The organism is Embleya sp. NBC_00896 (genome assembly GCF_045207785.1).
Lineage (GTDB): Bacteria > Actinomycetota > Actinomycetes > Streptomycetales > Streptomycetaceae > Embleya.
In genome coordinates this window covers 2,612,117-2,624,358 of sequence record NZ_CP108776.1, presented here as the reverse complement: position 1 = coordinate 2,624,358, position 12,242 = coordinate 2,612,117, and the positions used below count along the sequence as shown (strand labels likewise).

Below are 12,242 nucleotides of genomic sequence, written 5' to 3'. Positions count from 1 at the left end.
ATCATGACTGCCACTGTTGAGACGGCCGCTGCCACGGGCCGCGTCGCCCGCGTCATCGGCCCGGTCGTCGACGTGGAGTTCCCCGTCGACGCGATGCCGGAGATGTACAACGCGCTGCACGTCGACCTGGACCTCTCGGGTCAGGGCGAGGGCGAGGGCGCCGGCAAGACCACGCTGACCCTCGAGGTCGAGCAGCACCTTGCCGACGGCATCGTGCGCGCGATCTCGATGCAGCCGACCGACGGCCTCGTTCGCGGCGCCATCGTCACCGACACCGGTTCGCAGATCTCCGTCCCCGTGGGCGACGTCACCAAGGGCCACGTGTTCAACGCCCTCGGTGAGGTCCTCGACGTGGACCGGGCGACCTTCGAGGTCACCGAGCGCTGGCCGATCCACCGCAAGGCTCCGGCCTTCGACCAGCTCGACTCGAAGACCGAGATGTTCGAGACCGGCATCAAGGTCATCGACCTGCTCACCCCGTACGTCAAGGGTGGCAAGATCGGCCTCTTCGGTGGTGCGGGCGTCGGCAAGACGGTCCTCATCCAGGAGATGATCGTCCGTGTCGCCAAGCTGCACGAGGGTGTGTCGGTGTTCGCCGGCGTCGGCGAGCGTACTCGTGAGGGCAACGACCTCATCGAGGAGATGAAGGACGCGGGTGTCTACGACCAGACCGCCCTCGTCTTCGGCCAGATGGACGAGCCCCCGGGCACGCGTCTGCGCGTGGCGCTTTCGGCCCTGACCATGGCGGAGTACTTCCGCGATGTGCAGGAGCAGGACGTGCTGCTCTTCATCGACAACATCTTCCGGTTCACGCAGGCCGGTTCCGAGGTGTCGACGCTGCTCGGCCGGATGCCCTCCGCGGTGGGTTACCAGCCGACGCTCGCCGACGAGATGGGCACCCTCCAGGAGCGCATCACCTCGACGCGTGGTCACTCGATCACCTCGATGCAGGCGATCTACGTCCCCGCGGACGACCTGACCGACCCGGCCCCGGCGACGACGTTCGCGCACCTCGACGCACTGACGGTGCTCTCGCGTCCGATCTCGGAGCTCGGCATCTACCCGGCCGTGGACCCGCTCGACTCCACGTCGCGCATCCTGGACCCGCGCTACATCGCGCAGGACCACTACGACTGCGCGATGCGGGTCAAGAACATCCTGCAGAAGTACAAGGACCTCCAGGACATCATCGCGATTCTGGGCATGGACGAGCTGTCCGAAGAGGACAAGCTCACCGTGCACCGCGCGCGGCGTATCCAGCGGTTCCTGTCGCAGAACACCCACGTGGCGAAGCAGTTCACGGGGCTCGACGGCTCGGACGTTCCGCTGTCCGAGACCATCGAGGCGTTCAACGCGATCGCCGACGGCAAGTACGACCACGCTCCCGAGCAGGCGTTCTTCATGCTCGGTGGCCTGGACGACCTCGAGAAGAAGATCGCCGAGCTCAACAAGGGCTGACGATCGCCTGATCGACGAGGGGCGGTCCCGAACGGGTCCGCCCCTCGTGTCGGTTCCGGCACGGACCATCCGGTCCGGGCCGAAACCCCGCCGGCTCCCGGAGCCGGTTGGAGCCAGGCCCTTCGGGGCCACTATCCTTGAACACCACCCGTCCCGTGAGGGCGGAGGCGAAGACCCGCGCGTCTTCGACCCGACATGAGGAGCCACGTTGGCTGAGCTGCACGTCGAGCTGGTCGCGGCCGACCGCAAGGTGTGGTCCGGCGAGGCCACCATCGTCATCGCACGTACCGCGGACGGCGACATCGGCATCCAGGCCGGGCACCAGCCGGTGCTCGGTGTTCTCGAATCAGGTCCGGTGACGATCCGTCAGGCCGACGGTTCGGTCGTCATCGCGGCGGTCCACGGCGGGTTCATCTCGTTCGCGGACAACAACCTCTCGCTGCTCGCGGAGATCACCGAGCTGGCCGACGAGATCGATGTCGCCCGCGCGGAGCGGGCACTCGAGCGCGCCGGGTCGGCGCAGGACTCCAGCGCGGAGCGACGCGCGCAGACCCGTCTGCTCGCCGCCCAGCGCGCCTAGCGGGCCCCAGCGAGCCCAGCGGGCAACAGTCGCACCAGAGCCCGGACCGATTCACGGCCGGGACCACTGCTCAAAGCGCGAACGAGGAGGTCGATCCGGATGGTCCTCGTTGTGCTGAGCGTGGTTCTGGCCGTTGTCGTCGTATTGGTGGTCGGTGTGGCGGCGTTCGCGCTGCGACGGCGGCTGATCCAGCGACCGGGCGGCACCTTCGATTGTTCGCTTCGGATGCGGCCACCGGTGACGGTGGCCGGCGAAGCCGGTGAGACCTCCGCGGCGTCACCCGGGCAGGATGCCTCGGGCGGCGCCGCGTCGTCGTCCCCGTCCCACTCGGCGGAGGGGGATCCGGCGGCGCCGTCGGCCGATCCCGACCACGGCAAGGGCTGGGTCTTCGGGATCGCGCGTTACAGCGGCGACCGGATCGAGTGGTTCCGGGTCTTCAGCTACGCGCCGCGCCCGCGCCGGGTGTTGCAGCGCGGCGGGATCCATGTGATCGGCCGCCGGGAGCCGGCCGGGCAGGAGGAACTCGCGCTCCTCGCCGGCGCGGTGATCCTGGTCTGCGAACACGACGGCGCGCGGATCGAGCTCGCTTTGAGCGACGACGCGTTGACCGGTTTCCTGGCCTGGCTGGAAGCGGCCCCCCCGGGCCAACGCGTCAACGTCGCGTAGGTCCTTTCCTCTCGCGCGGGGCCTAACGGTTGGCGCCCGGCACCCACAGCACGTCGCCGACCTCGCGATTCGCGTGCCGAGCAAGAATGAACAGCAGGTCTGACAGTCGGTTCAGGTACTTCACCGTCAGCGGGTTCATCGAGTCGCCGTGTACCTCCAGGGCGCCCCACGTGGTGCGCTCGGCGCGGCGGGCGACCGTGCGGGCCTGGTGCAGGAGGGCCGCGCCGGGGGTGCCGCCGTTGAGGATGAAGCTGCGGAGCTTCTCCAGGTTCTCGTTGTACTCGTCGCAGGCCGCTTCGAGCGCGTCGATGTAGCTCTGCTCGACGCGCAGCGGCGGGTACTCGGGGCTCTCGACGACCGGCGTCGACAGGTCGGCACCCAGGTCGAACAGGTCGTTCTGAATGCGCGTCAGCAGCTTGACGACATCGTCGTCCAGCTTGCCGAGCGACAGCGCGACCCCGATGACCGCGTTTGTCTCGTCCACGTCCGCGTACGCGGCGAGCCGCGGGTCGGTCTTGGGAGTACGCGACATGTCGCCGAGGGCGGTCGTGCCGTCGTCGCCGGTACGGGTGTAAATACGGGTGAGGTTGACCATGCCCCGAACCCTAGCGTTGCCCTTTGTTCCCGCTTGGTCACGTCCGTCGGGGTGTTCGAGAATCTATAGGATTCTCCGATGGACAGGTTCCGGGTGACAGGTGGTCAGCGGCTCGTCGGCGAGGTGCGGATCACGGGTGCGAAGAACAGTGCACTCAAATTGATGGCCGCTGCGCTTCTCGCGGAGGGCACCACGGTGCTCGAGGAGGCGCCCCGGATCCTCGACGTGGAGATCATGAGCGAGTTGCTGCGGCGGCTCGGGTGCGAGGTCGAGGGGGAGACCACCGGGACGGTCCGGATCGACGTGCCGGCGTCGCCGCGGTTCGAGGCGGACTACGACCTGGTGCGCAGCATGCGGGCGTCGATCTGCGTGTTGGGGCCGTTGCTCGCGCGCTGCGGCGAGGTGCATGTCGCGTACCCCGGTGGGGACGCGATCGGGTCGCGCGGGCTCGACATGCACATCGAGGGGCTGGTCAAGCTCGGCGCGACCGTGGAGAACTCGCACGGCGTGCTGATCGCGAAGGCCCCGAACGGTCTGCGGGGGACCACCGTCTGGCTCGACTTCCCGAGCGTGGGGGCCACCGAGAACATCCTGATGGCCGCGGTGCTCGCCGAGGGTCGCACGGTGATCGACAACGCCGCGCGCGAGCCGGAGATCGTCGACATCTGCTCGATGCTCACCGAGATGGGCGCGCGGATAGAGGGCGCGGGCTCGTCGACGATCGAGATCGAGGGCGTCGAGGGGCTCAAGCCCGTACGGCACCGCACCGTTCCGGACCGGATCGTGGCGTGCACGTTCGCCGTCGCGGCCGCGATGACGCTCGGCGACGTGACCGTGCGCAACGCGCACCCCGAGCACCTGGAGATCGCGCTCGACAAGCTGACCCTCGCCGGTGCGCAGGTGTCGACCGTGCGGGACGGCTTCCGGGTGGTGATGGACCGGCGGCCCAAGGCGGTGGACGTGGTGACGCTGCCCTATCCCGGTTTCGCGACCGACATGCAGCCGTTCTTCGCCGCGATGAACTCCATTGCCGAGGGCTCGGCGATGATCACCGAGAACCTCTTCGAGGCGCGATTCGTGTTCCTCCAGGAGCTGTTGCGGCTCGGCGCGTCGATTCGTACCGACGGGCACCACGCGATCGTGCGCGGCGTGGAGCAGCTCTCCGGCGCGCCGGTGCTGACCGCGGACATCCGGGCCGGGGCCGGGCTCGTGCTCGCGGGTCTGGTGGCCGACGGCGACACCACGGTGAGCGGGGTGCACCACATCGACCGGGGTTACACCGGCCTGGAGGTACAGCTCCAGTCACTCGGCGCGAAGATCGTGCGGGAGCCGGAGCCGGAGAGTACCTCGCGTTTCTGACGGACCGTCAGGTGGGTGTGTGTCGAGGCTACCGACCGGTACGGCTACGCTCCCGGGCAACGTGGTTCGCTCGGGAACGTGTACTGGAGAGGTAGCGCAGTGACCAAGAAGATCGCCGTCATCGGGGCCGGGCTCATGGGGTCGGGCATCGCCCAGGTCGCCGCCCAGGCCGGCTACGACGTCATCCTGCGCGACGTCACCGACGCCGCCCTGGAGCGCGGCCTCGCCGGGATCAAGGGCTCGTACGACAAGTTCGCGTCCAAGGGCAAGCTGACCGCCGAGGCCGCCGCGGCGGCGCTCGCCCGGATCACCACGACCACCGACCTCGAAGCGGTCGCCGACGCGGACATCGTGGTCGAGGCCGTGTTCGAGAAGGTCGAGATCAAGCAGGAGGTCTTCCGCGAGCTGGACCGGATCTGCAAGCCCGGCGCGGTGCTCGCGAGCAACACCTCCGCGATCCCGATCACCGCGATCGCGGCCGTCACCGAGCGGCCCGAGTCGGTCGTGGGCATGCACTTCTTCTCGCCCGTGCCGCTGATGTCGCTGTGCGAGCTGGTGCGCGGCTACAAGACCTCGGACGAGACCCTGGCCGCCGCGCGCGAGCTGGCCGAGGCGATGGGCAAGACCTGCATCGTGGTCAACCGCGACGTGGCCGGCTTCGTGACCACCCGGCTGATCACCGCGCTCACCGTCGAGGCGGTGAAGCTGTACGAGGCGGGCGTGGCCACCGCCGAGGACATCGACATCGCCTGCCGGCTCGGCTTCGGCCACGCGATGGGCCCGCTGGCCACCGCCGACCTGACCGGCGTCGACATCATGCGCAACGCGACGAGCAACATCTACGAGGAGAGCAAGGACGAGAAGTTCGCGCCGCCGGAGCTGCTGAACCGGATGGTCACGGCCGGCGACCTGGGCCGCAAGAGCGGCAAGGGCTTCTACGACTACTGATCCACCCGTTCCACCCGCTCCACTCGTACTCGATCCACCCGGCGCCTCGCGCGCGCCGCCGGGTTCTCGATGGCCGCTCCGGAACTCCGGGGCGGCCATCGGCCCGATGGGCAGCGCGCAGTCGGCGCACCATCTGATGATTCGTCACCTGTACGAGTGAAGCCTGCTGTGATGAGTGAGGATTATCGGGTTTTGGGTGTTCTTCTGGGAAGTCGAACCGTCATCGAACGGACGAACCTCCTGGAGGAGACGATGCGCGTTTGGGGCGACCCGCGGGAGCTGCACCTGGAAGGCGCGCTCGACGTGCGGGCCACCGCCGATGTCCGATTGGCGCTGCACGACGCGTTGGACAGCGGGGACGGCGACCTGATCCTCAACCTCAGCCGGGTCCCGTCCCTGGACACCACCGGCCTGGGCCTGATCGTCGGCGCGCACCGTCGCGCCGGTCGTCGCGAGCGCCGGCTGGTGCTGACCGGGGTCAATCCCGAGGTCTACCGCGTGCTGGTGCTCACCCGACTGCACCGCATCCTCACGCTCCGACAGCTCGCGGCCGTCTGACGCCCGCCGTCCGAGGTTCGCTCCGACACAGTGTCAGGCCGGATCCGGATCTTGTGGCGTGCTGTGGTCGAGCACACCCTGTCCGGAGCGGTTACCCGTCAGTACACTCCGTGGTAAGTAGGGCCGCACCATGCGCGGTGACGGCGGACCAGCGGGGTAGCCCAGGCCGCCAGTCTCCGAGTTCCGGGCGGTCCGGAACCTCCGGAGGTATTCCGTGGCGAGCCAGACGCCCTCAGCTCAGCCCTCGCAGCCGGCCTCGCCTTCCCGGGCGACCAAGCGTGACCGTCCCTGGGTCATGCGGACCTACGCCGGTCACTCCTCGGCGACGGCGTCCAACGCGCTGTACCGCCGCAACCTCGCCAAGGGCCAGACGGGCCTGTCGGTGGCGTTCGACCTGCCGACCCAGACCGGCTACGACCCCGATCACGAACTCGCGCGCGGCGAGGTGGGCAAGGTCGGCGTGCCGATCTCGCACATCGGCGACATGCGGCAACTTCTCGACGGGATCCCCGTCGAGGAGATGAACACCTCGATGACGATCAACGCCACGGCGCTGTGGATGCTCGCGCTGTACCAGGTCGTCGCGGAGGAGCAGGGCGCCGACATCGCCAAGCTCACCGGCACGACGCAGAACGACATCATCAAGGAATACCTGTCCCGCGGGACCTACGTCTTCCCGCCCGGGCCGTCGCTGAAGCTGATCACCGACACCGTCGCGTACACGGTCTCGAACATCCCCAAGTGGAACCCGACCAACATCTGCAGCTACCACCTCCAGGAGGCCGGCGCGACGCCGGTTCAGGAGATCGCGTACGCGATGTGCACCGCGATCGCCGTGCTCGACGCGGTCCGCGACTCGGGGCAGGTGCCGCAGGACCGGATGGGCGAGGTGGTCCAGCGGATCTCGTTCTTCGTCAACGCCGGTGTGCGGTTCGTCGAAGAGATGTGCAAGATGCGGGCGTTCGTGCAGCTTTGGGACGAACTCACGCTGGAGCGCTACGGCGTACAGGACGCCAAGCAGCGCCGGTTCCGCTACGGCGTGCAGGTCAACTCGCTCGGCCTGACCGAGGCGCAGCCGGAGAACAACGTCCAGCGGATCGTGCTCGAGATGCTGGCCGTGACGCTGTCCAAGGACGCGCGGGCGCGCGCCGTACAGCTGCCGGCCTGGAACGAGGCGCTCGGCCTGCCGCGGCCGTGGGACCAGCAGTGGTCGCTGCGGATCCAGCAGGTGCTGGCCTTCGAGTCGGACCTGCTCGAATACGGCGACATCTTCAACGGCTCGCACGTGATCGAGGCCAAGGTCGCCGACCTGGTGGCCGGTGCGCGCGAGGAGATCGACCGCGTGCAGGCGATGGGCGGCGCGGTCGCGGCGATCGAGTCGGGCTACATGAAGTCGCAGCTGGTCGGTTCGCACGCGGCCCGCCGGGCGCGGATCGAGGCGGGCGACGAGGTGGTCGTCGGGGTCAACAAGTTCGAGACCACCGAGGTGAACCCGCTCACCGCCGACCTGGACGCGGCGATCATGAGCGCCGACCCGGACGCGGAGCGCTCGGCGATCGAGAAGGTCAAGGCGTGGCGCGTGGACCGGGACGCGGACGCGGTGGACGCGGCGATGGCTCGGCTGCGCGAGGACGCCCGGTCGTGGAAGGCCGCGGCCGCGGTCAACCTGATGCCTGCCACCCTCGCGTGCGTGCGGGCCGGGGTGACCACGGGGGAGTGGGCGCAGGCGCTGCGTGAGGAGTTCGGCGAGTATCGGGCGCCGACCGGTGTGTCCGGCGTCGTGGGTGTGCAGGACGGTGCGGGGCTGACCGAGGTGCGGGGCGCCGTGCGGCGGGCCGGGGAGGAACTGGGCGGCCGGTTGCGGCTGCTGGTCGGCAAGCCGGGGCTCGACGGGCACTCCAACGGGGCCGAGCAGATCGCGGTTCGGGCGCGCGACGTGGGCTTCGAGGTCGTGTACCAGGGCATTCGGCTGACGCCGGCGCAGATCGTGGCGGCGGCGGTCGAGGAGGACGTGCACTGTGTGGGGCTGTCCATCCTGTCGGGCTCGCATCTGGAGTTGATCCCGGACGTCCTGGCGCGGATGCGGGAGGCGGGGATCGGGGACGTGCCGGTGATTGTCGGCGGGATCATTCCGTCCGCGGACGCGGTCACGTTGCGGGAGCAGGGGGTCGCGGCGGTGTTCACGCCGAAGGACTTCGGGATCACGGACATCATGGGGCGGATCGTCGAGGTCATTCGTGAGGCGAATGGGCTTTCGGCGGAGGAGCGGTTGCCCGTGGGGTGAGGGGTGGTTGGCCCTCGATCGCCGGGCGGGCTGGGTTTGTCCTCAAGCGCCGGACGGGCTGTTCTGGCGGCCTGCGGCCGAGTCGTCCTCAAGCGCCGGACGGGCTGGGGGTGTGGGGTTGGCTTGGGGGGTCGGGCCGGCTTTGTGGGTGTCCTCAAGCGCCGGACGGGCTGGGGGTGTCGGGTGGGCTTGGGGGATTGGCGTGGCTTTGCGGGTGTCCTCAAGCGCCGGACGGGCTGAAAGTGTGGGTTGGCCTGAGCGATCGGGGCGGGTTTGTGGGTGGCGTCGGGCGCCGGACGGGCTGGGTATCAGCCCGTCCGGCGTTTGGGGTTATGGGGCCGGGCGGGTCATGTCGGTGGTGAGTTCGGTTGGGGTGAGGGGGCGGTTGTAGATGCGGACGTCGTCGATCAGGCCGGTGAAGTATTCGCCCCAGACCGTGTTGCCGCCGATGCGTAGGGTGCCTGTGGTGTCCACGATGGGGCCGGTGTGGGCGGTGGCGTGTACCTGGACGCCGTTGACGTACAGGCGCAGCGTGGTGCCGTCGTAGGTGGCCGCGACGTGTGACCACGCGCCGGTCGCGAGTGGGCTCGTGCCGTCGGCGTAGGTGTCGTTGTTGGTGCCGGTGGTGTTGATGGATGTGTTGGGCGCGCTCGTGCCGTTGGCGTACAGCGCGTACGACAGCCCGCCGCCGCGCTCCTTGAGCAGGATCGTGCGCCAGCCGGAGACCGTGGTGGGCTTGACCCACGCCTCCAGGGTCATCCCCGTGGTGAGTGTGAGCGTCGAGCTGTGCGGCACGGTCACCATCGACGAGGTGCCGTTGAAGGACAGCGCGTTGCCCGAGTGCCCGGCGACCCAGGTGCCGGCCGCGGCGGTTCCGGTGTTCGCCTTGCCCGAGCTGTCCGCGACGGTCGTCCCGCTCGACGCGTTGAAGCCGTACTCGGCGACCAGGCCGCGCGGCGGGCCGCCGGTGATCTCGCGATAGGTCGCGGTCAGGGTGAGCGGCGTCTCGGGCGCGGTGACGTTGTGTGCGGCCGAACCGCCGTCCGACCACGAGACGAACTCGTAGTTCTTGCCGTTCAGGGTCTGTGGCGACGGCGCCGCGATCGACGAGGTCCCGCCCACGATCACGGTGTTCGTGAACGGTGCCGGCCGCTGCGCGGAGAACAGGCCCAGGGTCAGGCCCGGCGGGTTCGAGGCGAGGGTGACATCCACCGTCCGCGGGTCGAGCCGCACGCTCGTGGTGCCGGTCAGGCCGCCGGAATCGGTGGCGGTCAGGCGGAGTTCGAGCCACGAGGGATATTCGTGGTCGACCGCGGTGAAGCTGCCCGAGGTGCCGCCCTGGCCGGTGATCTGGTGCTCGTGGCACGAGGTCGGGGTCGTGCAGTGGTGCATGAGGATCTGCCAGTTCAGGCCGGCCCCGGGAATCGTGCCGTCCTGCGGGTCATTCGCGTGTCCGCTGAAGGCGATCGGGTCGCCGACCTTCCAGGTGAGCGTCGCGGCCGGCGTGTCGATCACCGGTACCGGTGGCGCGTTGCCCGCCGAGACGGTGATCGGGTCGGAGTCGTCGGTGAGTCCGACCGGGTCGGTCACCCGGAGCTTGGCCGGGTACGAACCGGGCGTCGTGTAGGTGTACGACGGGTTCGCGGCGGTCGAGTCGTCGAACGCGCCGTCGCCGTCCAGGTCCCAGGCGTAGGTGAGGGTCTCGCCCGGGTCGGGGTCGGTGGACGCCGAGCCGGTGAACGCGACGGTCAGCGGGGTCGGGCCGGTCCGCGGGGTCGCGGTCGCCACCGCCGTCGGGGCGCTGCCGGTGTAGCGGATCCGGTGGATCGCGCCGTCCTCGAAGCCGACGTAGTACAGGTCGCCCTCGGGCCCGGTGGTGACCTGGACGACGTTCGCGTTGGTGACGAACGCCTTGCGCGTCGCGGGGTCGGGCAGGCCGTCGGCGCCGGCGGTCATGCTCCAGATGCACCGGCGGCTGTGGTCGGCGAAGAACATCGCGTTGCGGTAGGCCGCGGGGTAGCGCTCCCCGGTGTAGAAGGACACGCCCGAGATCGCCGAGCCGTTGCCGGTCGGGCAGCCGTCGTTCGGGGTCACGGCGGAGTTGTGGTTGTACGCGTAGTAGGGCGTCTGTACCGCCCCCGGGCCGGCCCCGTACAGGTTGGCGCACAGGTCGAGGCCGATCGACTCGTAGCCGCCCTGACGGGCCGAGCCCTCGTAACAGGGCCAGCCGAAGTTGGCCACGGCCGTACTCGACGGGGTGAAGCGGTCGATCTCCTCCCAGGTGCCCCAGCCGACGTCGCCGGCCCACAGCTCGTTGGTGCCGGGGCGGAAGCCGATTCGGAACGGGTTGCGCAGCCCGGCCGCGACGAGGCGGCGCGCGTTGGCATCGGGACTGGATGCGAGTGGGTTGCCGGGCGCGCCCGCGCCGGTGTTCGCGTCGATCCGGATGATGCTGCCGTTGAGGGCGAACGGGTCGCCCGCGGTGCGGAAGTCCTGCGCGCGCAGCGCGCCGCCCTCGGCGGTCGGCGCGGTCAACGCCGTGCCCACCGGGCTCGGCCCGTCACCGCACGGGTTCGCCGGTATCGGGTCCTTGCCGGGTATCGGACCACTGGCCCCGGTCTGGCCGTAGTCGGCCCAGTCGAAGCTCGCGCCGTCACCGGCGGACGCGTACAGGTAGCCGTCCTGGCCGAACGCGATGCTGCCGGTGGCGTGTGACGGGAACTGCTGGCACCAGCCCTCGACGAGCACCTGCTCGGGACCGGCGGTGTTGCCGGTGGCGGTCAGTTTGGAGATCCGGCCGGTGGCCAGGCAACCCTCGGCCTGCGCGCCGGGCGGATCGGAACATCCGTCGTCGAGACCGGTCGCGGTGCCCCAGTAGGGGGCGCTTCCGCCGGGACGCGCGTCGCGTGTGTACATCACGTACACCGACGGATTCGTCGGGAAGTCCGGGTGCAGCGCCAGGCCGAGCAGCCCGCGGTCCCAGAAGTTGTGCACCTGCGCCCGCAGGTCGGTGAACACCGTGGGCGTGGGGTCCGTGATCGAGTCGAACACCTTGACGACGCCGGTCTTCTCGGCGACGAAGACCCGACCGTCTGCGGCGAAGGCCACGTCGACGGGCTGGGTCAGGCCGGTCAGGACCGAATCGTCCGAGAACTTCGGCGGCACCGCGGCCGCCTGCTGCTGTGGTCGAGCGTCGCGGGCGGCGGGCGCCGCCCCGAAGAGCTCCGGGCCGTCGGCTCGCGATGAGGTCTGCGCGACGGCCGAGGGTATCGAGAGCGATAACGAGGCGAGTAACGCGGCCGCGCACGCGAGCCGGCCCCGCCCCCGCCCCGACCGTCGCCTCGTCCGTCGCATGCGTATGGAATCGGACATGGAAGTCCCCCTGTTCCCCCTGTGCGCCTGACCGATGTGGCGCCACTTGTGCACCATATGGCGGCTCGACCGGCATCCACCGACTTTTCGGCAAGCCCGACGCGGGCCCGGACACGTCCGTACGTTCGCCCCCGTGACCACTCGCGGGCGTGCGCGTTGTTGTGAAGAGGGAGCGAAGGTCGGTCCGGGGTCGGTCCACGCGACAGCGGGAGGTGGCAGGGTGGGAAGCGTATTTCGAGGACACGCAAAGCCCGTTCGCCGCCGTCTCGGTGCTCGTCGAGTCGGTGCTCAACGATCTTGTTACGAACTCGGCGTCGGGTATCCGCTCGTCGGCAGCGCCCGGCACACTGATCACCGGCTTCCCTCTCCCAGGTGCATCGGACTTGTTCCCCGGCCGCACCGGTGTGTCGAGGGACCACCAC

At 69.6% G+C, this 12,242-nt stretch carries 9 protein-coding genes; 7 read left to right on the top strand and 2 right to left on the bottom strand.

Annotated elements, in window-relative coordinates; all coding sequences use genetic code 11:
- The first annotated feature begins 3 nt into the window (after positions 1-3).
- The 3 genes from atpD (at position 4) to OG928_RS11620 (ending at position 2,704) form a co-directional block, all read left to right on the top strand.
- Positions 4-1,458 carry a F0F1 ATP synthase subunit beta gene (gene atpD, locus OG928_RS11630; protein ID WP_406282680.1) on the top strand — a complete coding sequence of 485 codons (1,455 nt, stop codon included), beginning with the start codon at positions 4-6 and terminating at the stop codon, positions 1,456-1,458.
- 208 nt (positions 1,459-1,666) lie between these two features.
- Positions 1,667-2,038, top strand: a complete 372-nt coding sequence (locus OG928_RS11625; protein WP_406282677.1) for a F0F1 ATP synthase subunit epsilon — start codon at positions 1,667-1,669, stop codon at positions 2,036-2,038.
- Between the two features lie 99 nt (positions 2,039-2,137).
- A complete protein-coding gene (locus tag OG928_RS11620) occupies positions 2,138-2,704 on the top strand; it encodes a DUF2550 domain-containing protein (RefSeq protein WP_406282674.1) in 567 nt (188 codons plus the stop codon).
- A 22-nt stretch (positions 2,705-2,726) separates the two neighbouring features.
- On the opposite strand, the gene OG928_RS11615 is transcribed toward OG928_RS11620, so the two are convergent.
- Positions 2,727-3,299: a cob(I)yrinic acid a,c-diamide adenosyltransferase gene (locus tag OG928_RS11615; protein ID WP_406282672.1), complete on the bottom strand. Its 573-nt coding sequence runs from the start codon at positions 3,297-3,299 to the stop codon at positions 2,727-2,729.
- A 78-nt stretch (positions 3,300-3,377) separates the two neighbouring features.
- Here OG928_RS11615 and murA point away from each other — a divergent pair, with 78 nt between their 5' ends.
- The 4 genes from murA (at position 3,378) to OG928_RS11595 (ending at position 8,448) form a co-directional block, all read left to right on the top strand.
- Positions 3,378-4,658, top strand: coding sequence for a UDP-N-acetylglucosamine 1-carboxyvinyltransferase (murA, locus tag OG928_RS11610; RefSeq protein ID WP_406282669.1), 1,281 nt, complete (start codon positions 3,378-3,380; stop codon positions 4,656-4,658).
- A gap of 99 nt (positions 4,659-4,757) precedes the next feature.
- Positions 4,758-5,606, top strand: a complete 849-nt coding sequence (locus tag OG928_RS11605; protein ID WP_406282666.1) for a 3-hydroxyacyl-CoA dehydrogenase family protein — start codon at positions 4,758-4,760, stop codon at positions 5,604-5,606.
- Positions 5,607-5,858: 252 nt separating this feature from the next.
- On the top strand, positions 5,859-6,164 hold the full coding sequence (locus tag OG928_RS11600; protein WP_406290915.1) for an STAS domain-containing protein: 306 nt from the start codon (positions 5,859-5,861) through the stop codon (positions 6,162-6,164).
- A gap of 295 nt (positions 6,165-6,459) precedes the next feature.
- Positions 6,460-8,448 (top strand): protein meaA, encoded by a 1,989-nt coding sequence (locus OG928_RS11595; protein WP_406282663.1) that lies wholly within the window; start codon positions 6,460-6,462, stop codon positions 8,446-8,448.
- Positions 8,449-8,778: 330 nt separating this feature from the next.
- Here the strand turns inward: OG928_RS11595 and OG928_RS11590 are convergent, their stop codons facing one another.
- Positions 8,779-11,613: a LamG-like jellyroll fold domain-containing protein gene (locus OG928_RS11590; RefSeq protein ID WP_406282660.1), complete on the bottom strand. Its 2,835-nt coding sequence runs from the start codon at positions 11,611-11,613 to the stop codon at positions 8,779-8,781.
- Positions 11,614-12,242 lie beyond the last annotated feature (629 nt).

What these genes read in the sequence shown, in the direction of transcription:
- atpD (WP_406282680.1), top strand. Translation starts at nt 4, where the DNA reads ATGACTGCCACTGTTGAGACGGCCGCTGCCACGGGCCGCGTCGCCCGC.
- OG928_RS11620 (WP_406282674.1), top strand. Translation starts at nt 2,138, where the DNA reads ATGGTCCTCGTTGTGCTGAGCGTGGTTCTGGCCGTTGTCGTCGTATTG.
- OG928_RS11615 (WP_406282672.1), bottom strand. Translation starts at nt 3,299, where the DNA reads ATGGTCAACCTCACCCGTATTTACACCCGTACCGGCGACGACGGCACG.
- murA (WP_406282669.1), top strand. Translation starts at nt 3,378, where the DNA reads ATGGACAGGTTCCGGGTGACAGGTGGTCAGCGGCTCGTCGGCGAGGTG.
- OG928_RS11600 (WP_406290915.1), top strand. Translation starts at nt 5,859, where the DNA reads ATGCGCGTTTGGGGCGACCCGCGGGAGCTGCACCTGGAAGGCGCGCTC.
- OG928_RS11595 (WP_406282663.1), top strand. Translation starts at nt 6,460, where the DNA reads ATGCGGACCTACGCCGGTCACTCCTCGGCGACGGCGTCCAACGCGCTG.